Annotated in this window: 21 protein-coding genes and 1 tRNA gene; 13 read left to right on the top strand and 9 right to left on the bottom strand. The window is 65.5% G+C overall.

Translation table 11 applies throughout. The annotated features are described in order from the left end of the window. Nucleotides 1-258: 258 nt before the first annotated feature. Nucleotides 259-1578 (bottom strand): FAD-binding oxidoreductase, encoded by a 1320-nt coding sequence (locus ABGB08_RS47440; protein ID WP_347604787.1) that lies wholly within the window; start codon nucleotides 1576-1578, stop codon nucleotides 259-261. A gap of 337 nt (nucleotides 1579-1915) precedes the next feature. Further along, a complete protein-coding gene (gene topA / locus ABGB08_RS47435) occupies nucleotides 1916-4576 on the bottom strand; it encodes a type I DNA topoisomerase (RefSeq protein ID WP_347604784.1) in 2661 nt (886 codons plus the stop codon). Nucleotides 4577-4781: 205 nt separating this feature from the next. Here topA and ABGB08_RS47430 point away from each other — a divergent pair, with 205 nt between their 5' ends. Then, nucleotides 4782-4967: a DUF5703 family protein gene (locus ABGB08_RS47430; protein WP_155348430.1), complete on the top strand. Its 186-nt coding sequence runs from the start codon at nucleotides 4782-4784 to the stop codon at nucleotides 4965-4967. Nucleotides 4968-5130: 163 nt separating this feature from the next. On the opposite strand, the gene ABGB08_RS47425 is transcribed toward ABGB08_RS47430, so the two are convergent. The 3 genes from ABGB08_RS47425 to ABGB08_RS47415 form a co-directional block, all read right to left on the bottom strand. Then, nucleotides 5131-7062 carry a chaplin family protein gene (locus ABGB08_RS47425; protein WP_347604779.1) on the bottom strand — a complete coding sequence of 644 codons (1932 nt, stop codon included), beginning with the start codon at nucleotides 7060-7062 and terminating at the stop codon, nucleotides 5131-5133. Nucleotides 7063-7255: 193 nt separating this feature from the next. Continuing rightward, nucleotides 7256-7813 (bottom strand): hypothetical protein, encoded by a 558-nt coding sequence (locus ABGB08_RS47420; protein ID WP_347604776.1) that lies wholly within the window; start codon nucleotides 7811-7813, stop codon nucleotides 7256-7258. A 94-nt stretch (nucleotides 7814-7907) separates the two neighbouring features. Beyond that, nucleotides 7908-9203 (bottom strand): M20/M25/M40 family metallo-hydrolase, encoded by a 1296-nt coding sequence (locus ABGB08_RS47415; RefSeq protein WP_155356513.1) that lies wholly within the window; start codon nucleotides 9201-9203, stop codon nucleotides 7908-7910. 132 nt (nucleotides 9204-9335) lie between these two features. Between ABGB08_RS47415 and ABGB08_RS47410 the strand changes: the two genes are divergently transcribed. The 8 genes from ABGB08_RS47410 to ABGB08_RS47375 all read left to right on the top strand — a co-directional run bounded on the left by ABGB08_RS47410 (nucleotide 9336) and on the right by ABGB08_RS47375 (nucleotide 15172). Beyond that, nucleotides 9336-9424, top strand: a tRNA-Leu gene (locus tag ABGB08_RS47410). Between the two features lie 511 nt (nucleotides 9425-9935). Next, on the top strand, nucleotides 9936-10430 hold the full coding sequence (locus ABGB08_RS47405; RefSeq protein WP_347604773.1) for a hypothetical protein: 495 nt from the start codon (nucleotides 9936-9938) through the stop codon (nucleotides 10428-10430). A gap of 504 nt (nucleotides 10431-10934) precedes the next feature. Next, a complete protein-coding gene (locus tag ABGB08_RS47400; RefSeq protein WP_347604770.1) occupies nucleotides 10935-11189 on the top strand; it encodes a hypothetical protein in 255 nt (84 codons plus the stop codon). After that, nucleotides 11186-11710 (top strand): DUF6879 family protein, encoded by a 525-nt coding sequence (locus tag ABGB08_RS47395; protein ID WP_347604767.1) that lies wholly within the window; start codon nucleotides 11186-11188, stop codon nucleotides 11708-11710. The genes ABGB08_RS47400 and ABGB08_RS47395 overlap by 4 nt, the downstream gene beginning before the upstream one ends. Before the next feature lie 23 nt (nucleotides 11711-11733). Next, nucleotides 11734-12612: a helix-turn-helix transcriptional regulator gene (locus tag ABGB08_RS47390; RefSeq protein WP_347604764.1), complete on the top strand. Its 879-nt coding sequence runs from the start codon at nucleotides 11734-11736 to the stop codon at nucleotides 12610-12612. 126 nt (nucleotides 12613-12738) lie between these two features. Continuing rightward, nucleotides 12739-12978: a hypothetical protein gene (locus tag ABGB08_RS47385; RefSeq protein WP_347604761.1), complete on the top strand. Its 240-nt coding sequence runs from the start codon at nucleotides 12739-12741 to the stop codon at nucleotides 12976-12978. Nucleotides 12979-13054: 76 nt separating this feature from the next. Further along, nucleotides 13055-14308 carry a methyltransferase, FxLD system gene (gene fxlM / locus ABGB08_RS47380; protein WP_347604758.1) on the top strand — a complete coding sequence of 418 codons (1254 nt, stop codon included), beginning with the start codon at nucleotides 13055-13057 and terminating at the stop codon, nucleotides 14306-14308. An 87-nt stretch (nucleotides 14309-14395) separates the two neighbouring features. Further along, nucleotides 14396-15172 carry an FtsK/SpoIIIE domain-containing protein gene (locus ABGB08_RS47375; protein WP_347604755.1) on the top strand — a complete coding sequence of 259 codons (777 nt, stop codon included), beginning with the start codon at nucleotides 14396-14398 and terminating at the stop codon, nucleotides 15170-15172. Nucleotides 15173-15210: 38 nt separating this feature from the next. On the opposite strand, the gene ABGB08_RS47370 is transcribed toward ABGB08_RS47375, so the two are convergent. The 3 genes from ABGB08_RS47370 to ABGB08_RS47360 form a co-directional block, all read right to left on the bottom strand. After that, complete coding sequence (locus ABGB08_RS47370) at nucleotides 15211-16668, bottom strand: DNA phosphorothioation-associated putative methyltransferase (protein WP_347604752.1); 1458 nt, start codon at nucleotides 16666-16668, stop codon at nucleotides 15211-15213. A 57-nt stretch (nucleotides 16669-16725) separates the two neighbouring features. After that, nucleotides 16726-17109 (bottom strand): hypothetical protein, encoded by a 384-nt coding sequence (locus ABGB08_RS47365; RefSeq protein WP_347604749.1) that lies wholly within the window; start codon nucleotides 17107-17109, stop codon nucleotides 16726-16728. A 366-nt stretch (nucleotides 17110-17475) separates the two neighbouring features. Further along, complete coding sequence (locus ABGB08_RS47360; protein ID WP_347604746.1) at nucleotides 17476-18150, bottom strand: DUF2637 domain-containing protein; 675 nt, start codon at nucleotides 18148-18150, stop codon at nucleotides 17476-17478. Between the two features lie 476 nt (nucleotides 18151-18626). Between ABGB08_RS47360 and ABGB08_RS47355 the strand changes: the two genes are divergently transcribed. The 3 genes from ABGB08_RS47355 to ABGB08_RS47345 all read left to right on the top strand — a co-directional run bounded on the left by ABGB08_RS47355 (nucleotide 18627) and on the right by ABGB08_RS47345 (nucleotide 21104). Beyond that, on the top strand, nucleotides 18627-19445 hold the full coding sequence (locus ABGB08_RS47355; protein WP_347604743.1) for a DUF6461 domain-containing protein: 819 nt from the start codon (nucleotides 18627-18629) through the stop codon (nucleotides 19443-19445). Between the two features lie 259 nt (nucleotides 19446-19704). Beyond that, entirely contained in the window at nucleotides 19705-20013 is a 309-nt protein-coding gene (locus tag ABGB08_RS47350) for a hypothetical protein (protein WP_347604740.1), read from the top strand. A gap of 632 nt (nucleotides 20014-20645) precedes the next feature. Beyond that, entirely contained in the window at nucleotides 20646-21104 is a 459-nt protein-coding gene (locus ABGB08_RS47345; protein WP_347604737.1) for a PASTA domain-containing protein, read from the top strand. Here ABGB08_RS47345 and ABGB08_RS47340 read toward each other — a convergent pair. Then, the gene (locus ABGB08_RS47340) at nucleotides 21073-21750 is read right to left on the bottom strand and encodes a hypothetical protein (RefSeq protein ID WP_347604734.1); all 678 of its coding nucleotides are present in this window, start codon (nucleotides 21748-21750) and stop codon (nucleotides 21073-21075) included. The two genes, ABGB08_RS47345 and ABGB08_RS47340, sit on opposite strands and share 32 nt — an antisense overlap. 149 nt (nucleotides 21751-21899) lie before the next feature. On the opposite strand from ABGB08_RS47340, the gene ABGB08_RS47335 reads away from it, so the two are divergent. After that, a complete protein-coding gene (locus ABGB08_RS47335) occupies nucleotides 21900-22391 on the top strand; it encodes a metallophosphoesterase family protein (RefSeq protein ID WP_347604731.1) in 492 nt (163 codons plus the stop codon). The last annotated feature ends 143 nt before the right edge of the window (nucleotides 22392-22534 follow it).

Below are 22534 nucleotides of genomic sequence, written 5' to 3'. Positions count from 1 at the left end.
GCCGTGAAACTCCCACCCATCCCACCCTTCATTTCTTACCGGGGCTACCGCCCCTCCCCCCGGAACCATGGGCTCCGCCCTTCGGGGCCGTGGGCCACTCCGGGATTGTTCCCGGGGCGCTCCGGGGGGTGTGAGTGAACCGAGGGCGAGGGACCGCTTCAGGGCATGGCCCGCTCAGAGGCTTCCGCCCCGCCCCCGGGGCACCCTCCAACAAGGGCCACGAGCCGCCGGCCCCACAGACCGTGGGCCACTCCCCTGCTATCGCAAGATCGGGAAATTGCCGCGAAAGACGTTATGCGGATCGCGGCTACGCTTCAGCTCGCGCAGCCGGAGCAGCGTAGCTTCCGGAAAAGCCTTGGACGCATCCTCGCCAGGAGCCAAGCACATATACGGCTTGGGCCCGCTGACATACCCATCAAAAGCATCCGCCATCTCCGCCATCTTGGCCTCGACGGCGATCCTGGCCTCGGGATCCGACGGAACTCCAAACATGGAGAGCAGGAAGGGCTCGATCAAGGGCGGAACCACCCCGCCGTCAGGCCGATCCACAGCTACAGCTCCACCGAGTTGGCGGAGTTGCAGACCGGTCAGCGGCTCCATGGACTTGGCATTGGCAAGCAGAAGCTGGGCCACCGTGTCGTCCAAGACGGTGAGAAGTTCGCTGCGCCACAGCCCGGGGCTCGGATCTATGGGTTCGGCGCAAATGCCGCCCAACTCCTCGACCGGCATGACGCCACGATTATCCGAGATCACCCCCTCAACCGCTTCGAGGCGACTCAGCAATCTCTGCGCCTCACCAGCTTCGCCCAGAAACGTCACATCGACAGCCACCGAGGGCGCGGCATCGGGCGGCTGGAACAGATTGAACCAAACCGCCAGGTCCTCGGGAGCCGTCGCGGTGACCTCACGATAGGCATCCAGAACATAAGAAGCCCGATCAGCCGCCCAGAGCATCCGCCCGCCGTACAACTTCGGAGCGGGCGAGAGGTCGAACTCCATCGCGGTGACGACGGCGAAGTCACCGCCGCCCCCGCGCAGCGCCCAGAACAGATCAGGATCGGCTTCCGGCGTCACCCTGACCGGGAGCCCGTCGGCGTCCACGGCGTCGAAGGCCCGAACGGTGTTCGCGGCGAAGCCGTACTTGCGGCCGAACCAGCCGACATCCCCGCTCAGAACAGCGCCGAGCACACCGACCGTGGCAGAGCTGCAGACCAAACCGGTCAGCCCATGCGGGCTGGCTGCCGCCAGAACCTGACCCCAGGTCGCCCCCGCGCCGACCCGAGCCGTACGCGTCACAGGATCGACCGCCACATCGTTCAACCGATCGGTCCGCAGCAGGATCACACCGTCCACGTCCCCGCTGGGCCGATGCCCGGCCCGCTGCGCGGCGACGGTCAACCGCTCCTGCCGCGCATACGTCACCAGAGTGGCCACGTCATCGGCGTCGTAGGCCTCCACCACCGCCAGCACCCACTGATCGATCGCCCGGTTCCACGGCTTCCTGGCCTCGTCAAAACATTCATCGCCACGCAGCACCACGCGGCCTTTGATCGTTTGGCGCAGATCGTTCAAGGTCATGCCCGGCTCCACGAGTCGAATAGGGGGACACGTTGTTCCTACCCGACGACCCTAGACACCGCCTCCGACAGAATCTCCCCCACTTATCCGCAGGTCAACGCCACCCTAACCACCAGGCAACCCCAACCCACAAAAGCCATCAACCACACGAGAACCCACAAAGACCCCCGGACCCCCAACCCCTTAGCCCGAAATATCAGCCAATATCAACCAGGGAAAAGGGGTTCAGGCACACGCGATGATCTCGATCTTGGAGCGGATTCCGAAACTCTGGAAAACCCAAAGGTCAGGGCCCGCAGCCAGCAACGGCCACGAGCCCAGAACCACCCAGCAAAAACTACTTCTTCGTCGCCGCCGGCCGCGCCCGCGTGGCCCGCTTCGGCTTGGGCGCAGGTTCCCGCGCCCGCCGCTCCGCCAGCAACTCAGCCGCCCGCGCGATCGTGATCTCCTCCACCGTGTCCCCCTTACGCAGGGACGCGTTGGTAACCCCATCCGTCACGTACGGCCCGAACCGCCCGTCCTTCACCACAACCGGCTTGTTCGAGTTGGGATCATCCCCCAACTCCCGCAACGGCGGCGCCGCAGCCCGCCCACGCCCCCGCGGCTTCGGCTGCGCGAACAACGCCTTGGCCTGCTCGATCGTCACCGTCAGCAGCTCCTCCTCAGCCGCCAACGACCGAGAATCAGTCCCCTTCTTGATGTACGGCCCGAACTGCCCGTTATACGCCACGACCTCTTCGCCATCGATCTCCCCAACCACCCGGGGAATCGTCAGCAACATCAGCGCGTCCTCAAGCGTGATCTCCTGCAGATCCATCGACTTGAACAACGAACTGATCCGCGGCTTGGGGACATCCGCCTTCTTCGTCCGCTTCTTGGCCCCATCCGCGGCAGGCACCGGCTCCGGCAGCACCTCCGTGACATAAGGCCCGTACTTCCCGTCCCGCGCCTGGATCACAAACCCGGTCTCCGGATCCTTGCCCAGCTCACGCGTAGTGCTCGGCCGCGCGAACAACTCCTCGGCCTTCTCCGCCGTGAGCTCGTCCGGCGTCATGTCCTCCGGCACATTGACCCGAGCCCCATCCCGATCCAGATAGGGCCCGAACCGCCCCACTCGGATCACGATGTCACTCCCCCGGATCGGGAACGAGCTGATCTCCTTGGCGTCGATGTCGCCAAGATCGCTGACCATCTCCTTGAGGCCCTCGTCCCCTTCGCCCTCGCCGAAGTAGAAGCGCCGCAACTCCGGCACCCGCTCCGCCCGATCATTGGCGATGTCGTCGAGCACCTTCTCCATCTCGGCCGTGAAGTCGTAGTCGACCAGATTCCCGAAATGCTGCTCAAGCAGGTTGTTCACCGCGAACGCCAGGAACGACGGCACCAGCGCCGTGCCCTTCTTGAACACATACCCGCGATCCAGGATCGTTCCGATGATCGACGCATACGTCGAGGGCCGCCCGATCTCCCGATCTTCCAGCTCCTTGACCAGCGACGCCTCGGTGTATCGCGCCGGCGGCTTGGTCGCGTGACCGGCCACGTTGAGCTCCAGCGCGGTCAGCGCGTCCCCTTCGGCCAGGTTCGGCAGCCGCTTCTCGGAGTCGTCCCGATCCGTGGACGGATCATCGGCCCCCTCCACGTACGCCTTGAGGAACCCGTGGAACGTGATCGTCCGCCCGGTGGCGCTGAACTCGGCCTCCTCCCGATCGGCGAGGACCTTCACCGACACCGACTCGCCCACCGCGTCCTTCATCTGCGAGGCCACGGTCCGCTGCCAGATCAGCTCGTACAGCCGGAACATGTCCCCAGAGAGCCCGGTCTCGCCGGGCGTGCGGAATTCCTCCCCGGATGGCCGGATCGCCTCGTGCGCCTCCTGAGCGCTCTTGACCTTGCTCGTGTAGACCCGCGGCTTGTCCGGCACATACGCCGAGCCGTACAACTTGACCGCCTGGCTCCGCGCCGCCGCCACCGCGGTCTCCGACAGCGTGATGCTGTCGGTTCGCATGTAGGTGATGAAGCCGTTCTCGTACAGCTTCTGCGCCACCTGCATCGTGTACTTCGCGGAGAAACCCAGCTTCCGGCTGGCCTCCTGCTGCAATGTGGTCGTCCGGAACGGCGCGTACGGCTTCCGCGTGTACGGCTTGCGCTCAACCGACCGCACCGCGTACGACGCCCCGGCCAGCCGCCCCGCCAGCGAGGTCGCCGCCGCTTCGTCCAGATGCAGCACATCGCCGTTCTTCAGCTGCCCGGTGGAGGCGAAGTCACGCCCCTGCGCGACCCGCTTACCGGCCACGCCGGTCAACGTCGCGCCGAACCGGCTCGGGTCGTCGGCCTCGCGGCCGGTGTCGAAAACGGCGGCCAGATCCCAGTAGGCCGCCGACGTGAACGCCATCCTGTCGCGTTCCCGCTCGACCACGAGCCGGGTCGCGACCGACTGCACTCGCCCGGCCGACAGCCGGGGCTTGACCTTCTTCCACAGGACCGGGCTGACCTCGTATCCGTACAAACGGTCGAGAATTCGCCGGGTTTCCTGGGCGTCGACAAGCCGCAGGTCCAGGTCGCGCGGGTTGGAGACCGCGTCCTGGATCGCCTGCGGCGTGATCTCGTGGAACACCATGCGGTGCACCGGGACCTTGGGCTTGAGCACCTCGCGCAGGTGCCACGCGATGGCCTCGCCCTCGCGGTCCTCGTCCGTCGCGAGGTAGAGCTCGTCGGCGTCCTTGAGGAGCGCCCGGAGCTTCGTTACCTGGGACCTCTTGTCCGGATTCACGACGTACAGCGGCTCGAAATCGTGGTCTACGTTCACGCCGAGTTTGGCCCACGACTCTCCCCTGTACTTTTCCGGGATGTCGTCGGCCTTGCCTGGCAGGTCACGGATGTGACCGATGCTGGATTCCACGATGTAGCCGCGCCCGAGGTACCCAGCGATCGTCTTCGCCTTCGCGGGCGACTCGACGATCACCAGGCGGGTTCCGCCGGCGTTGCCGTTGTTGGCTGGCACGCTGCTACCTACCTCGCTGTTCGCTGTCGTATCCCCGTACTTACCGGAGTCGTGGCTCTGCCGACTCCGTTTCGACGGTAACCCGTCTCCGGTAGTCCTACCCCCACGGGCTACCCGGATCGGTCACCGCCTGGACCCGTCTCTCCACGAGGACGCAGAATAGAGCCCAAGAGGTTCCACCGTCCCAACGGGAGACTAATCGCAGATGCAGGAGTACTCCTACATGGATCTGTACTTGCCGCGCGGAACATCACGCGAAACCGCTCGCCAGGTACTGACCGAGCATGCGGAGTACGGGCATTGGGAACTGGACCGGCTGCGACTGTATCCCGACGGAAGCCGGCGCGTACGCCTACGGCGAAAGATCATACGTGTCGCCCGAACCATGTGATCGTCCCAAGTCACGCCAGTTCCGCGTGAAAAAGGCTTTGCCCGTCCCGGGCCGCGCCCCCGGAACGGGCAAAGCTTCTCTGCTCCCATCCGCTGGATGCGGGGAGCGTCTGTGGTCACCCGGATAAGGGTGAGAAAACCGTTACCTTCGACCGACGGCCTTGTTACCTCCGGCCGGGACGAAAGCGACGGGTGGAGGCGAAGAGCGTCGCCGAGGCCGCGAACATCGCGCCGAGCAGCAGGGCTGCCAGCGAGCCCGCGTTCATCCCGGTCACGCCGACCGGCTGGGCGGCGCTCATCAGGCCGAGGCCACCGACCGGCAGCGCACCGGCCGCCTGGCCGAGCGAGCTCGCCACCGGCAGCGAACCGGCCAGATCGCTCAACGGGCTGGCGGCGGCAGCCGTACGAGACGGGGCCGCGGGAGCGGCGGGCGAGCCGGGCAGACCAGGCAGGCCAGGCAGCGCGGGCAGGCCGAGCATGCCCGGCAGGTCACCCACGACCGGCAGCGCGGGCAGGCCCGCGGCGCTCATCTTCTGCGTGAAGTTGCCCACATCCTTGACCCCCGCCAGGGCCGGGACCGAGGGCAGACCGGGCAGCATGCCGCTCGCCTGGGCGGCGTTGACCTTGCCCCAGCTCTTGGTCCAGTACGCGTAACCGTCGTCCACGGCCGACTGGGCCACCGCGGCCGGGCCGACCCGCGAGCCGCCCAGGCAACCCGCGGCGGCGTCACCCAGGACCGCGACCGCGTTGCCGCAGGCATTGATCGGCGCCGTGATCGGCGCCACTACCTGGTTCCCGGCCAGCACCCCGGACTTCCCGTCGGTACGGTTGCCACCGCCGCCAGGCCCGCCATCGGCGGAGACCCCGCCCTTGCAGTGCGCCTCGGAGGCGCCCAGCGCGGCCACCGCGTTACCGCAGGCGTTGATCGGAGCCGTGATCGGCGCCACGACCTGATTGCCCGCCAGCACGCCCGAGCGCCCCGACGTGGTGTTGCCCCCGGCGCCCTTGCCACCGTTCTTCACCGACGAGCCCCCGACGCAGCCCGCGAAGGCCTCCCCCGCGATGGCCACGGCGTTGCCGCAGATGTTGATGGGCGCGGTGATCGGCGCGACCACCTGGTTCCCAGCCAGCACCCCGGACTTCCCGTCGGTACGGTTGCCACCGGCGGCCGTGCCCGGCACGGTGTTCTGCACGTCGGTGCCGCCCTTGCAGCCCGAGATGGCGCCGCCGACGGAGTTGCCGCACAGGTTGATGGGCAGGCTGACCGGCGCGATCACCTGGTTGCCGCTGCCGGCCCCGAACCGCCCGTCGGTGTCGTTCCCGGTCGAGCCCGCGGCGGTGTGGTAGCGCGGTCGAGGCTTGCCGGGCTTGCCGGTGTTGGTCACCGACGAGCCGCCCTTGCAGCCCGAGAACGCCTCACCGAAGATCGCGACGGTGTTCCCGCAGATGTTGATCGGGCCGCTGATCGGCGCGATGATCTGGTTGCCGCCGAGCGCGGAGGACCGCCCCGAGGTGGTGTTGCCGCCCGGGCCGACCCCGGTGTTCTTGACCGACGAGCCGCCCTTGCACCCGGCGACGGCGTCCCCGAAGATCGCGATGGCGTTGCCGCAGGCGTTGACGGGCGCGCTGATCGGCGCCGTGATCTGGTTGCCGCCGAGCAGGCTGTGGTCGCCGTTGGTGGTGTTGCCACCGGCGCCGCCCTGGCCGGAGTTCTTGACCGACGAGCCGCCCAGGCAGCCCGCGTCGGAACCACCGAACAGCGACACCGCGTTGCCGCAGGCGTTGACCGGCGCGCTGATCGGCGCGTTCACCTGGTTGCCGCCGAGCACGCTGCCGTTACCGGAGGTCTTGCCGGGAATGCCCTTAGTGGTGTTCTCGACGGACGCGCCGCCCTTGGACCCGGCGGTCGCGTCGCCCGCCACGCCGACCGCGTTTCCGCTGATGTCGATCGGCAGGGAGATGGGCAGGTTGACCTGGTTGCCGCCACCGACGGAGTTGGTGCCGGAGGTGTCGGCGATAGCCGTACCGCTGCCGAGGGCCATGACGCCGGCCGCGAGCAGCGCGGCGGGGGCTGAGCCCTTCGCCCACGTTCGCATGATGAATGCTCCTAGTGGTTCTTCTTGGGGGTTACCTGACAGCTCGCGAGAGATGTCCCAGGCCGGAGGCATGGAACGTCGCGAGGGTGGTGTGATTTCCGCGTCACCCGCATCGGAGCGGCTCGACGGAGATAGTCGAAGGGCACGCTCCGCCACCGGTCGCTCTGGACGAGGGACCGGTATGGAGGCGGGGTCAGTCAGGAGAGAAGGAAGGGTCGTCCGCCGCAGTGCGGACGACAGGGGGCACGAGCGCCGCCAGTGGGGCGGGCGAGTGCGTGAGCCGCGGGTCGGCGAAGGACCTCGCGACATCCCCGAACAGGATCAAGCCACCGCTGCTCTGGGGAATCAGACCGTTCCCCGGGGTGTGGTCAGCGGTGGACGGAGCGGGCAGGACGGGCGTGGACTGGCTGGTCAGCCCGTCGACGTTCCGACCCGCCATCGCCTCGGCGTTGACCGAGGCGTGGATGCCGCCGCCCGTGGGGAAACCGCCGGTGTGCGACACCGGCTCGGAGACGACAGCTGAGGGCGCCGTCTCGGCCACGGCCGAAGCCGTGCCGAAGACACCGAAGATCACGCCGACCAGCCATCCGACGGCGATCAGACCGCCGATGACCAGCAGACGAGCAAGCCGGGAGTCGGCCGCGAACCGCGCCATCCGATCGTCCCGGGCAGGACGGCGGTCGGCCGCGGGCACGCACAGGCCAGCGGAGGGCGAAACAGCCCCCTGCTGAACCCCCTGCGTGCGTGCCACGCGACCTCCCGAACTCCGTCGAGCCGCCCGATGCGGATCAACCCCTCAACGGAGCGTTACGTTAGCACCACCCACCGTCAACGCAACGGCTTTCTCAGCAGTAATCGAGGAACCGGTCAAGAACTCGGACCCCAAACTTGAGCGAATCCACCGGAACTCTCTCGTCAATGCCATGGAACATCCCCGAGAAGTCCAACTCCGGCGGCAACCTCAGCGGCGCGAACCCGAACCCGCGCAGCCCCAGCCGGCTGAACGCCTTCAGATCCGTCCCCCCCGACAGCGTGTACGGCACCGCCTTCGCCCACGGATCCTCCGCCCGCAGCGCCTCCGACATGGCCGTGACCAGCCGCCCCTCGAAGGCCGTCTCGACCGCGACATCGTGATACACGTGCTCCCGGGTCACATTCGGCCCGAGCAGCTCGTCGATGGTGGCGAAGAACTCCTCCTCGAACCCCGGCAGGAACCGCCCGTCCACATGCCCAGTCGCCGTCTGCGGGATCACGTTCGCCTTGTATCCGGCGTCGAGCATGGTCGGATTGGCGGTGTTCCGCAGCGTCGCCCCGACCATCCGGGCCAGCGGTCCCAACTTGGCGACGGCCTGCTCCGCGTCGTCGGCCTTGATCTCGATGTCGAACGCTTCGCGGAAGAAGGCCTGGACCGTGGGCGTGAGCCGTACCGGCCATTCGTAGCGGCCCAGCCGCCCGATCGCCTCGGCCAGCTCGGTGACCGCGTTCTCGCTGTTCAGCATGGATCCATGCCCCGCGCGCCCGGTAGCGGTCAGCTTCATCCAGGCGATGCCCTTCTCGGCCGCCTCGATGAGATAGACCCGCTGCCGCTCCCCGACGGTCACGCTGAACCCGCCGACCTCGCCGATCGCCTCGGTGCATCCCTCGAAGACGTCCGCGTGCTTCTCGACCAGCCACTGCGCGCCGTAACGCCCGCCCGCCTCCTCGTCGGCGGTGAACACGAGCACGACATCCCGCGGCGGGCGCCGCTTCTCGCTGAGCCGCTTCCGGACGACCGCCAGGATCATGGCGTCCATGTCCTTCATATCGACGGCCCCGCGCCCCCACACGCACCCGTCGACGATCTCTCCGCTCAGCGGATGCACCCGCCAGTCGCCCGGATCGAAGGGCACCACGTCCAGATGCCCATGCAGCACCAGCGCGTCCCGCGTCGAATCCTCCCCCGCGATCCGGGCCACCACATTGGCCCGCCCCCGATCGCTCTCCAGAATCCGCGCCTCGATCCCTACTTCAGCGAGTTTCTCCGCCACATACTCCGCGGCGACCCGCTCACCCGGCCCCGCGTTGTCCCCCGCGTTGCGCGTATCGATCCGGATCAGATCGCCGCACAGGCCTGCAACTTCATCCTCACCAAGGCCGGCCATCCTGTTTCCTCCAGAGTCGGTACGGCTTGCGCCTCCCATCCTGGCCGATCGGATAGCGGGATGAACCACAGGCCCGCGAGTGCTAGCCTTTAACAGCCGACGCGGGATGACGGTCCCGCGTGCAGGCACCACGTCCGGGTGGCGGAATAGGCAGACGCGCTAGCTTGAGGTGCTAGTGCCCAGTGATGGGCATGGGGGTTCAAGTCCCCCCTCGGACACCATGAAAAGCCCTGCTCAGCGGGGCTTTCTTCAGGTCGGGGCTGCAACGCAGCCTGATCGACGTCAGGCGAAGAGAGCGGACACGGTTCCGGCGGCCTCCGCCTGCATGCCCTTGATGACGTGCGTAGATCTTCTACGTGATCGACAAATTGGCATTTCCGAGCCGTTCGTGAACGACCTTCACGGGCATGCCCGCCTTGAGAGCGAGCATCGCCCAGGTGTGTTGGAGATCGTGCGGCCGTACGTCTGGCAGCCCATGCTTGGCAATCCTCGCCTTGAAGAGACGAGACGTTCGCTCAGGATGGAGCGAACCGCCTGCTGTGTGTCCGTTGCCCGCTTTCTGATCACCCCTGAGCCAGCGGACAGAGAGGACTACTTCCGGATCATCCAGGAATGGATAACACTTCAACGGCGCAGCCGGACGAAACAACCAATACGGCCTGCGGGTGTCCGTGGACGATTAGGGGAGAATGAGGAGCGCATTTCCAACGCGGCTACTAGGGAGCCCCTGACGTGATCACCTTCGAATACACCCCATCTGCTTTCGATGATTCATGGACGGACAAATGGAGTCCGCGTAGCAACGGCAGGAACGTGCCCCCGCAGGAGGTGGACCAGTACGCGTTCCTGTTCGACTACTTCCACGTGGCAGTGGACCTGGCCATTGCCCAACTGAGCATTCAGCGCAGGTACCTCACTATCCCGGTGGTTGACCTCATACTGACGTTTGAGCTGATCAGGAGATCATTGATCAGAGAAGGGTTCGTCGAGGCAGCAGCCTCAAGGAATCAGATCACGCTCGCCTGCCGGCTTGCGGGGGAGCACGTGCTGGTCCGGGCTAAGGGTCAGCCGGAGGAAGCCCGGGTCTTGTTCACGGAGTTTCTCGAATTCCACCGGCTCGCTTCGATTCGGGCCATGTCGATGCTGTACACCGCGCACCAGGAACTGCGCCAGAATCCCTACCTAGCCCATGTGGAGGAGATCCTAGACGTCGTGGGCGTGGCCTAAATCCGTGCTAATTCAGCTCCATCGGCACGCGCGAAGAAGGTTCTCGCTCTTCCGCGACGCTGACGGCCGATCGACGACTGGCCACGTTCGGAATCGCTCTCAGGGTTGCATCAGAGGATGCAACCCGCACCCAAAACAGTCCGATCCAGACCCCAACACCCGAACACTGTAAGGGCGATGTCTCGGCAGGTCAGAACCATGATTCTGCTGGTCGCCCGCGCTGTCTCCGACCCTTCCATGGGGGTTCAGGTCCCCCTCGGAAACGTTCGATTCGCCCATGGAGTCCTGGTTGGATGTAGAGCTGACCAGGACTGTTGCCGCAGTGTTCGGGCAGCCATCCGCCATAGGGCAGCAACCTCTCCGGCGGCCCTGCCTCCGCCCGCACCACCCTGACCGAGGTCGGTACGACACCCTAGAGCGATCGCGTATGGAGGGTTGACGGCCACGTCGAGTCGTAGTCCTCTCATGGTGAATGTTCTCGAAATCTTCTCCGTGGAGGCAGGTATGAGGGTTACGTTCCTCGGTTCGACCTCGCAGAACGGCGGCTCCCCCACGCTGTATGCAACAGACCGGGGCAGTCTCGTGGTGCGCGGTTACCGCATCACTGACCCGCAGGCACTCGCCGATCTGGGGGAGGTGCCCTCCGGTGAGGCCGACATCGAAATCCCCCTGGAGCTGCTGAGCTTCTACCAGGCCCCCGCCACTCACGACGCGGCTACGACCGCTGAGGCCAACGAAAGCGCCGGGGAGGGGCGTTGACCCTCGTTTCCGGCGACGCGTTCGGGGATCTGTTCAGGTCTTTCGAGCACACCGCGTTCCGGCTGGAGCCGAGGGAACGCTACAACTCCTCGGGCGAGCACGAGCCGCTCCGCAGATTCCTCGCCGGCGAGCCCGACGACCTGGCTTGGAATCGGCCCTGGCTCGATCTCATGGCCGAGCACGCGGCCAAGGGCAAGTTCGTCCACCGCGTACGTGTTGTCTCCGTCCCGCTGTCGGATTACTCCCGCTTCGGCCTATGGTGTGCGGAGTTCGCCATCGGGGCCGGGGAGGACATTCGCTATCTGAACCGGGCGCAGGCGGCCGGTCTGCCGGAGTTCGACTATTGGCTGTTCGACTCCGAGTGGGCCGCTCGGCTGGAGTTCGACGAGGATGATGTACTGCTCGGTGCCGAGATCGTCACCGACCCACTCACCGTGGTCGAGTTGGCGGCGGCTCGTGACGACGCCTGGCATCGGGCGTGCACTCGTGAGCAGTTCCTCGCCGGCTTGGCACGAGAGTAGGACGGCTGAGTAAAAAAGGGGGCGTGACCAGCGTCCAGCAAGCCAGAGAGGCGCTCGGCACCAGACTGCGCGCTTTGCGTGCATCCGCCGGTCTGACCGGCCGTGAACTTGCCGAGCGTCTTGCCTGGCCTGCCTCGAAGATCTCGAAGCTGGAGACGGGGAAGCAGACCCCCACCGAGGCCGATGTCATCAGCTGGGTCGGCACCACGACCGGCGACGAACAGGACAGTGCCTCGGTGCTGGCCATGCTGCGCACGATGGAGTCTGCGCATGCGGAGTGGCAGCGTCTCCTGAGCGGGGGCACCCGGCATCACCAGGGCACATGGGCCGATATGGAACGGCGGGCTACTCGTCTTCGAGTCTTCGAGCCCGCCTTCATTCCCGGGCTGCTTCAAACAGCGGGATACGCCCGTCATCGGCTGGCTCAGGCGATCACCGTGTTCGGGATCACGAATGACATCGACGACGCCGTTCGCGCCCGGCTGGCCCGTCAGGAAATCCTCTACGATCCACGGAAACGCTTCCACTTCGTGATCACTGAGGCTGTTCTCCGGTACAGACTGTGCCCGCCAGAGCTGATGCTGCCCCAGCTCGATCGGCTGGTGGCCGCCTCGACGCTGCCCAACGTGCGGCTCGGGGTCATCCCGTTCGGCACGCCGTTCGTCATTGCCCCTGGGTGCGGCTTCTGGGTCTTCGATGACCGTCAAGTACTCGTGGAGATCTTCTCGGCCGAGTTGACGTTGACCCAGGCCCGGGAGATAGACCTGCACGAGAAGGTCTTTGGGGCGATGGCATCCGTCGCGGCCTACGGTGCCAGCGCTCGCGCGGTCATCACCCAGGTGATGGAGGAACTCCGTTCGGCGCTGCCCGACAACGATGACGAAAGCGCCACGACGTCGTAGCTCGATGTTTCACCTCATCCCGCCTGGCCGGTGGGTATCGAGAAATCTCTAGAATTTTTCTCGCCGTTCTCCTCGCGTCCGTGTCACGCTGACAGCGCCATCGACGGTCCTGACCTGGAGATTGCCGTGAGTTCAGCGTTCGTCCCCTTGTCGCCCTGGGAAGCCGTGGCCACGTTCCCGGAGCGGGCCCTTGAGGTCGTCGAGTACCGGGAATCGGGGCTGTCCCTCAATCACGTGCAGGGGCTGCCCGCTCGGCTGTCTAGATGGGCAGACGCCATGGTGTTCACCAGGGCGGAGCACCTCGCGCGCCGTACCATGCCACGTGCGGCGGCCCGGTGTCGTCTCCCCGCCGCACCGCACCGGTAGCGGACCGGGTCTTTGCTCGCCACTGACTGCTAACACCCAGCGTGCGCCACAACCCCACGTTTCCAGGGAGGAACTCATGCCAGCCAGTCAGGCCGATGCCGCCTGGCCAGATGCGGGACAAGCCGCTCATGGCCCGGGCGTAGGGGACGCTGCCGCGCTGCGTGCCGCCATGGTGCGCGAACTCCGTGGCCAGGGGGCGATCCAGTCTGAGCCCGTGGCGGCGGCTTTTGCCGTCGTACCGCGCCACCTGTTCACGCCGGGCGAGTCGCTGGAGGTCGCCTACGGCGTGGACAACGCGCCGATCGTCAAGCGCGACGACAACGGTCTGACCCTCAGCTCCGTATCCGCCCCCCACCTCCAAGCCATCATGCTGGAGGCGGTCGAGATCAAGCCCGGCATGCGCGTGTGCGAGGTGGGGAGCGGCGGCTACAACGCCGCGCTGATGTCCGAACTCGTCGGCGACAGCGGACGTGTCATCACGGTGGACATCGACCCTGAGATCGTCGAGCGTGCAGGCACCTTCCTCCATGAGGCCGGCTACGACCACGTCCACGTGGCACTGGCCGACGCGGAACAGGGCATCCCCGAGGCTGCTCCGTTCGACCGGATCATTGTTACAGCCGGGAGCTGGGACATCCCGCCCGCGTGGATCGAGCAACTCGGCGACGACGGCCGGATCGTCGTCCCTCTCCGGCTGAAAGGGACGACCCGCTGGATCGCGTTCGACCGCGACAGCTTGGGTGGCCTCGTCAGCTGCGACTACGGGTTGTGCGTCTTCGTGCCGTTCCAGGGAGCCGGTTCCTACACCGAGCAGAACGTCACGATTGAGGACGGAGTGGTGCTGCGGCTGGACGATGAGGACATCGAGGTTGATAGGGACGCGCTGCGCCGGGCGTTGCATCTGCCCAGAATCGAACGTTGGTCCGGTGCTGTGTTCGACATGCCCGACGAGCAGATGCTGTTCCTGCTCACCAACGACCCGAACATGGCGCTGCTGCACGCCGACCAGGAGGCCGTCGACCTGGACCTAGTAGCACGCCCGGCGCTCAAGGGCGTGCCCGTCCTGATCAGCGGCAACAGCTTTGCCTACCGGGCCACGAGGCCGAACCACGACATGAGCAGCGGCTTCGAGAGCGGCGTCTACGCGCACGGGCCCTCGGCCGAGGACCTCGCCGCCCGGTACGTGGAGTTGCTGCGCCAGTGGGCAGACAAGTACCACCGCCGCGGCGCCGCTTCGATCCAATACATCCCAAAGCCCGCCACCCCGCTAGCTCCCTCCCCCGGCGTGCTGGTGAAGCGGCACGGAAACGTCGTCATCACCTGGCCCTAGACCGCCGGGCACCCAGGGGGAGGCTAACGACCTGCCCGAGGGAGGCACCGGGCAACAGTCCCCGAGGGGCAGGACGGAAATCAGAGCATGCTCATTGGAGTCCGCGAGGACGACGGTGATCTTCTCGTGCTCTCACCGAGCCGACTGCACGCACCCCACACCCTCATCGCTGGCTCCACTGGCAGCGGCAAGTCCGTGCTGATGCAGAACATCATCCTCAGCATCGCGGCGACGAACCGACCGGACCAGGCACGCATCATCCTGATCGATCCGAAACAAGGGGTCGACTACTTCGCCTTCGAGGATCTTCCGCATCTGCAAGGCGGGATCATCGATCAGCAGGATCACGCGCTTGCACAGATCGGAAATCTGGTTGAGGAGATGGACACCCGATACGTACGCATGCGCCAGGCGCGCGCGGTGAATGTCCATCAGTACAACGCGCAAGCCCTACCGCCTGATCGAATGCCGACGCTATGGCTTATTCATGATGAGTTCGCCGAATGGATGCTGACGGAAGAGTATAAGAAGGAAGTGGCCTCCGGCGTCCAGCGGCTTGGCGTAAAGGCTCGCGCGGCCGGGATCTATCTCGTCTTCGCCGCGCAGCGTCCCGAAGCGAACGTGATGCCAATGCAGCTCAGAGCAAACCTCGGTAACCGGCTGATCCTGCGCGTTGACTCTGAGGGTACCTCCGAGATCGCACTCGGAGACAAGGGAGCTGAGCGTCTGCTAGGGAAGGGACATCTGCTTGCAAAGCTCGAGGGATCGCCTTCCCCGATCTACGCGCAGGTCCCATATGCCACCCCGGATGAGATCAGCGTGGTCGTCGAAATATTAAAACGCGGTGCCGCCACCGCAGAGTAACGGTGAGGACCGTCTGAGCCCATCAGGCCTCAGGCGTTTCACTCCTCACGCGATACCTCTCGATGCTGACGATGTAACAGTCGGTGGCCGCGGAGGATGCGACCACATCGATCGAGAGCCTCCTGCCAGCCGGCCTCAGTGCCGATCAAGTGTGGTTGCTCGTAAAGACCCGCCTTGAGCTCGGCATCAGTTAAACGTTGATACTTGGGCACGTCAGGATCGTCGGATGTGAGGAACTCGTGCTTACGGTGAAGCAGCGGCCGGTTCGTTGAATCAACGTACGACAAGAACGAAGACTTCAACGTCTTAAGGTCAACCGTGTAGGACGAGTGCAGACGGGGGTGAGGATCGGTGTCGAAGTCAGGGTAATCGAGCCAACTGACGCCCCGACCTTGATGCCGAAGCTTGGCAACCGTCCAGTCTGCGGGGCGGCCAGCGGCGATGCTGGCACAGTGCTCGTACAAGCGAAGCACGACCGGCATCTTGTGAATCGCGCGGCGATGGATATAGAACGCAGTCGGAGTGAACTTCCCGGCGACTGAGCCGGTCATTGCCCGCCGAAGGTAGCTGTCGTCGCGTAGCTTGAGCAACAGCCTGTCGGCGCGTCGACACACCTCTGCGTAGGAGGAGAAGAAGGAGCGCACATTAAGTTGGACTGTCAATGGCAGGCTGCTCGATGGCCCGCGGCCGTGAAACAGCTCGACGGCAAGGAAGAGCAGTGTGTCCAAGGTGGTCTGCTTGGCGCCCGCCTCAACCTTCGCCGGATCCGCCGATTGCTGAGCGAGACGGTGGAGTTCGCTCGGACGTAGATGGCCAAGAAGCCTGGCCATCGCCAGGGGCATCTCCTCCAGACGAGGGATGCGACCACGCCGTTCCAAGTGGTCAACAACGGCAGCGACAGCGGTCGCAGCATCTTCAGAGGCAAGCCACTCAACACCTGGTGCCACCCGCCGCGCCATGTAGCTCAACCGGGCATCGTCGCTTCTGAACGCGTACACGATGCCAGGTGCGGCAGAAAGGCACCTTACGCCCGTCGCGTCTTGGACGTAGTCACGCAACTCACCCGCCGCGAACAGATACTGAAACGTATTACGGCTGGTGAGGATCCCGTCGTTGTGCTCCCTACCCTTAATCTGGTTCCGATCCCAACGCAGGCGCGCAGACGCCACCATTGCAGTCTTCGCCAGATCCCACGCACGCCTGAGGGTGCGCTGTCGCTCGGCGGGATCCTCGATCACATTCAGGACATAGGTAAGCAGAACGACATCGGCCGGCTCCAATCGCCCGTGAGGAAAGTACACCGGGTCCCATCCGGATACATTGAGACCTAGGCTCTCCAGAGCGCGGACATCCGCCCCCCGCCCGCAGCCATAGTCGAGCACGGACGTGCCAGGATCCATCTGCAAATCTATGACGGCTTGTCGGGCAGGCACGGACATGCCCGTGCGGCCGATCGCGGTCAACTGCCTGTCGCTGCCCCAAGATTGTTGTGTCATCGGCGCCTCCACGCCCAACCAGGCGACTTGACGTTGCCGCGATCGCTTAATCCGTTACTAGCGGGCACCCCAGCGCAACGGCAGCTTGCGGCGAGTCTGCCACACCACGGGCCGACCACGATAACTACCCGCAGACAGATCCGGATGCCCCGCGTTCGCGCTGATGGCCTTGGGCAGGCTGTCCTTGTCCGGCCGCTGGATGGCAAGGACGAGGATGATGCCGAGGAGGCCGCGCTCGATGATCGCGTTGGCGTACTTGGCTGCCTCCTCGCCGTTCTCGTCGTCTGCGAACAGCTTGTTGCACTCGTCGATCACGACCACCATCGGGTGCAGCCCCAGGTCCTTCCGGGCCGCGAGCTCGGGCGTGACCTTGAACTCGGGCGCCCAGTGGCGAGGCAGGCCGTCGATGACCTCCGCGCGTCGGTCCAGCTCGGCGTACACCTCGGCCAGCGAAGCGACGTATGCCGCCCCTTCGCGGAGTCGGTGGCGCCCTTGGCGTATTGGTGCCGTCGTTCTCGTTTGTGACCTCCCTGTGTGGGCTTCTCCGAGGCAGGCGCGGAGGATGCGCCGTGGGCGAGCGGGGAGATCTCATCCTGTAAGGCGACCACTACAGGCCGGTGCGCGAGCCAAGGGAGGCCAGCAGCGAAGGAATCGGCGTAGCAGGCGCAGGGCTCAGGTGACGGATGAGTAGGAGTTCACTTCCCTCTCCACCAGGGCAGTGGAGAGGGAAACGCGGACCTACCCGTCGTGGTGTTCGCTGATCGCAGGCGAGAACGACACCCGCACATTGCAGCGATCGGCTGCCCTTTACTCCCCGTCCCCATACTTGGGGCTCGGCGGCGCCAGGCCCTCCGTATCGGACGCCTCGCTCCCTTCCACATCGGTGGACTGCGTCCTTTCCTTCTCCACCTCAGCGATGATCTCTTCCGCTTCGCGCTGCTCCAATCCCCACCGGCGCATCAGTGGGCGCCGACCGATGCGCTGCTTACCCTCGCCAAGGCTGTCGATGTAGCTGAGCCGTGCCGCCTCATGCCGGTCGATAGGCAGCACCGGCACCACCCGTTCCACCTCGACCACGGTCTCCCTGAGCTGGCACACGTGCTCTTGCGCCTCGACCGCCTCCAAGGGTCGCCGATTGTTGCGAACGATCCACATCAGTAGCTCGTACGCTCCCGCGAAAGCCAGCGGTGCCAGGGCACTGACCAGGCGCGATCCGAGTCCACCGGACCAACCGTGCGCCACATTCGCCGCCAGCGTCACCGCGCCTCCCAGGGCGAGCGCCACCCACGCCAGCACTGGCACACGAAGCCGACGACGCGAGCTGTAGACCATCACCAGCGAAGCCATGACGATCACGCCGTCAGACATAGCCGGATACAGGATGGCCATGTCGCGCCGCTCACCCAGAGCAATTGCAAGACCATAGAAGTGGTGGTAGGACACGTAGGCAGCCGCGCCAGCCACCCCCAGCAGGACAGCCACCGCAAAGCCCAGGATGATCCGGTCCCCGTACCGATCACGCTGAGTGCGCTCGACCCAAGCCCCTTCTACCGGCACCACCTCCCCGGCAATCGCTGGTGTCGAGGGACGCACGGCCTGGCTTCCGGGTTGATCAGGTTGCCGAGATGCAGGAAGGCGTTCGGTGTTGCAATCACCGAGCCCCTGCCCCCTTACTACCGCTGCCCTGGGCGCAGCTGAGATCGTCTGCTGAAGATCCTGAGCTGGCGGTTGCTGGACTTCCCCGGCATGGGCGTGTGCCGCGAAGTAGGGCCCGATCTCGTTGAAGTGGGTGCGGACACCACCTCCCTGCGCGTCTACTCCGGGCATGAGATGTCCAGCCATGGAGCGTCGGTACTGCTCAGGAGATAGGCGAACGGTTCAAGTCCCCCCTCGGACACCATGAAAAGCCCTGCTCAGCGGGGCTTTCTTCATGTCGGGGCTGCAACGCAGCCTGATCGATGTCAGGCGAAGAGAGCGGACTGGTCCTGGAGTCGCTGTCCGCCGGCGCACGGGCCTTGGGCGTCCACTGGAACGTCGAACTGGACAGTTCCGTCGGTTACGCCGCGGACGGTGTGGTGCATACCGCCTTCGATCTGGTCGAGGTCGAGCGGCGGGTCGGAGCTGATCCCTCAGCGTTGGACCCGCTTCTGCAGGAGGTCGGCCTGCGTGCGGGACTGACGGTTCCGGAACGCAAGGCCCGCTCACTGGCACTGGGCGAGAGGCTCAGCGGAGCCCTGCTCACTCCCGAGTGGCTGCGCCGGCCGCGGTATGTCCTCGCGCTCCGCACTCCGCTCCCCGACGATCTCGTCCCATTCGCCTACCGCCATCCACGGGCACCGTTCTTGGACGAGTCGGAGTTCGCGCGCATTCTCGCCGACCCGTCGCCCAGCATGGCGGCGGCCGTTGCCCGGCAGGTCGCGGTCACCGTGATCGCGATCGCGGCGGTCGAGCAGGCGCGGGCAGAAGAGGTGCTGAGGCTGCTCGACCATGGTGAACGGTCCCGCGGGGAACGCGAAAGGCTACGCGGACGTCTGGTCCAGGACGCCGGAACGCTGATGGAACAGGCGAACCGGGCCGACCGACTCGAGGCGCAACGCCTGACCCTCGCAGACAAGGCCCTACTCGTTCTCGACCGCACCTTGGACCCCATCCTGACGGAGGCTGCCAGATCGTCCGCGCGGATGGCGCAAGGCCTGGACATGCCGGGCCGGGATTCGTACATGCGACTGTTGGTCCTGGGCAACGTGAGCGAGCGCATCAGCCAAGAGGTGGACTGAACCGACCTCAAGCCATCCCCCTACTTCCTTGCGGGCTAAATGTAGAGATCGCTGTGGTACGCCGCAATGATCAAGAGGAAGGCCAGGGTGGGTCCAATTTCCCGAGATGTCCATCGCCCACATCCAGCCCCGACACCACCCGCATCTCCTGCCAAACCACAAAACCTCGCCCATCAGGTCGAGCTCACACGACACACGCTTAAAAGAAACCTCCGCAAAGTATCCCAAAACGTGACCACTCACCATTAGCGTGATCACCGTGCGAAAATTGATCACCGCGGCCCTCGCCGTCGGAACACTGCTGCTCGCCTCCGGCGCCCCCGCCTCTTCGGCCACCGACACTCATTCGCACGCCACCTCAGCCGCTTGGTGCAAAAAGAAGCAACCCTCAGGCAAGTACTACTACGCACACAAGAAGCACTGGGACTGCGTATCGCCGGGCGCCTACTGCGCCAAATCCCAGTACAACGACTACGGCTACTCCATGCGAGCCGCCGCCCACACCAAGCGCTACAAGTGCGTCCGATACCCCAGCAACACCTGGCACTGGAAGCCCGCCAACGCCTGACAACTCACGATCGATCGGCAGCACTGTGTCATTTGACCGCTTTGCGGCCTATTGGCCAATAGATCACGCAACCGCGAATATGCGCCCAGGCAAGCGTTCCGCGAATTTCTCACGGTTCACTTAGGCAATCGCAATCTCATAACGCACGGCAACCTCGCGCCATCAAGAAACGTCCCTCTCAGGCATCCCCAATTCCTGGAGCGACAATGTCAAACCCTTACGAACCCTCGCGTTATGGCCCACTCGAAAGACAACAGACCCACCCCGGGCCACCAACCACCTACGACTATCCACCAACCACACCAAAACGGGGCAAAAAGCGCATCATCCTGCTAATTCTCGGAACCGTCCTAGCCCTGGCCGGTGGCTACGTGGCCTTCAACGGCACCACCGCAGACAAAGAGCCGGCAACAGCACCCACCGCTGCGGCATCCTCCGAACCCAGCTCTTCAGACGGACCCGCCCCACCCAGCGAAACCACCGCCCCCTCGAACGAACCCGCTCTGACCACCCCCACAATCACCTTCGAAGCTGAGGGCGGCTCAGGCGCCGCCCGCGCCCAGACCATCACCCGAACCATCGGCTCCGACCTGAAGCAGGAAACGGCCGTACCCCTCCCATACTCGGTCACCGTGAACGTCGAGGACCTCACCGACCCCGTCTCCTTCTCCGTCGAGAACGCCGACGACACCGGCAAGATCATCTGCCGGATCAAGGTCAACGGAAAGACCATCAGAGAAGACATCTCCACCGACAAGTACGACACCTGCTACGCCCAGGCATCCTCCGCCGACCAGCCACCCCCCGCAACGACCCAGCCCGCCGAAACCCAGCCCGCCGCACAAACCCGGGACCCGCAGACCACGACCAACGCCAACCTGCCATCCGTCGTGGGCATGAACCTCCAGCAGGCCCAAGACACCATGCAGGCCGCAGGCTTCTACCTCCTCCGCGACCGCGACGCCACCGGCCAGAACCGCTTCCAGGTCAACGACCGGAACTGGATAGTCACCCGCCAGGAGCCCCCAGCGGACCAGACGCTCCCCATCTCCACAGTCGTCACCCTCTGGGCAAAGAAGATCGGCGAATAGCGTCCGCGTACGGCGTAACCGCCAAGACGCCCACCCCACTCCACGGTGTGTCGGCCGTGAGGACGAGCGGACTCACACCCTGCGCCGAGGCGACCTCCGGGGCCAACTCGAACGCGGCGCCCAACCACTCCTCGTCGTCCTCCGCGGCCGGATCCCACTGGGTCGGCAGCCCCAACTCGGTCCGCTTCGCCTGTTCCACGGGCAGTGGTTCACCGAGTGCCAGCAGTTCGTCCCCCGGCTCCCCGGCGGCGGCGTACCGCCGTACCACCATGCCGTTCTCGGTCACGAGCCACGCCGAACCGTCGGCCTGCTCGCTGTAGTAATAGGCGTGCGCCCGGCTATAACGTTCGCTGAGTTCCGTACACAGCCGGAGCACGTCTTCGCGCCGCTCAATGCCGTAAGGATCACACCAGGCACCCATGACGAGCGTCCAGCCACCGACTTCAGGTGTCACGAACACGCGACCCAGATACCCATCGTGGCCGTCAGTGTCGATGATCTCCGCGGCGGCCGCGAACGACACGGGCTCGGGCTCGGTCAGACCCAAGATCTCCATGACGCCCGCCTGATCGCCGGTAGATACCGCGATCCAGTAATTCCAGCAGGCCGACAGCGGCTGGGGCTGATCATCTACGGACTCGTACACGAACTCACCGTTTCCAGACGGCCTGTGATGCCAAACCAGCGTGTAACGCCAGAACAGCCGACGACGCAACCGCACCGAAGGCTGCCTCCGCACCGCCCGGACCGAGGTCGGCCACCTCACCGTCCTGACCGCAGACCTTCTGCCGCATCATGGAAGTGATGAAGGTCGTCGTTCTGTCAGACACACACGCGCCGCGCTTCTGGAAAACGTGCCCTCCCACAGTGGCCGAACACCTGCGCGGCGCCGACGCGATCCTGCACGCCGGGGACGTCTGCGTCGGCCGGGTCCTGGACGAACTGGCCGCCTACGCGCCCGTCCACGCCGTCAAGGGCAACAACGACGGCCCCGACGTCCACGCCCCGCAGACGCTGGAGCTGACGCTCGGCGGCCTGCGAGTGGCCATGATCCACGACAGCGGCCAGGCCAAGGGGCGACTGGCCAGAATGCGGGCCAGATTCCCCGAAGCCGAACTGGTGGTGTTCGGCCACTCCCACATCCCCATGGACCAAAGCACCGACGGACTGCGCATCCTCAACCCGGGCTCACCCACCGACCGCAGGCGCCAGCCGTACGGCACGCTGGGGTTGCTGCAGATCGAGAACGGCACGCTCGCCGAGGTGAAGATCGTGCCCGTCACCTGACCGGCCGCAGATCGCGACAGAAGCTCCGGCGACTCGCACGTACGCCAAGGCTTGGATTGCCGTAAAGCACCAGTACGGGATCGCTGCCCAGCAATCGGAGAAGGACGCGCTGGCAGCGCGGAACTCGGGGTCGGCCAGGAGCA

Source organism: Acrocarpospora sp. B8E8, from assembly GCF_039871605.1.
Taxonomy (GTDB): Bacteria; Actinomycetota; Actinomycetes; order Streptosporangiales; family Streptosporangiaceae; genus Acrocarpospora; species Acrocarpospora macrocephala.
The sequence above is the reverse complement of the archived record's forward strand: the minus strand, read 5'-3'. Positions and strand labels throughout refer to the sequence as shown.

Coding starts and splice junctions, on each gene's coding strand:
- ABGB08_RS47440 (WP_347604787.1), bottom strand. CDS start 1,578: ATGACCTTGAACGATCTGCGCCAAACGATCAAAGGCCGCGTGGTGCTG.
- ABGB08_RS47430 (WP_155348430.1), top strand. CDS start 4,782: ATGCAGGAGTACTCCTACATGGATCTGTACTTGCCGCGCGGAACATCA.
- ABGB08_RS47425 (WP_347604779.1), bottom strand. CDS start 7,062: ATGCGAACGTGGGCGAAGGGCTCAGCCCCCGCCGCGCTGCTCGCGGCC.
- ABGB08_RS47415 (WP_155356513.1), bottom strand. CDS start 9,203: ATGGCCGGCCTTGGTGAGGATGAAGTTGCAGGCCTGTGCGGCGATCTG.
- ABGB08_RS47400 (WP_347604770.1), top strand. CDS start 10,935: ATGAGGGTTACGTTCCTCGGTTCGACCTCGCAGAACGGCGGCTCCCCC.
- fxlM (WP_347604758.1), top strand. CDS start 13,055: ATGCCAGCCAGTCAGGCCGATGCCGCCTGGCCAGATGCGGGACAAGCC.
- ABGB08_RS47375 (WP_347604755.1), top strand. CDS start 14,396: ATGCTCATTGGAGTCCGCGAGGACGACGGTGATCTTCTCGTGCTCTCA.
- ABGB08_RS47370 (WP_347604752.1), bottom strand. CDS start 16,668: ATGACACAACAATCTTGGGGCAGCGACAGGCAGTTGACCGCGATCGGC.
- ABGB08_RS47355 (WP_347604743.1), top strand. CDS start 18,627: ATGTCAGGCGAAGAGAGCGGACTGGTCCTGGAGTCGCTGTCCGCCGGC.
- ABGB08_RS47335 (WP_347604731.1), top strand. CDS start 21,900: ATGGAAGTGATGAAGGTCGTCGTTCTGTCAGACACACACGCGCCGCGC.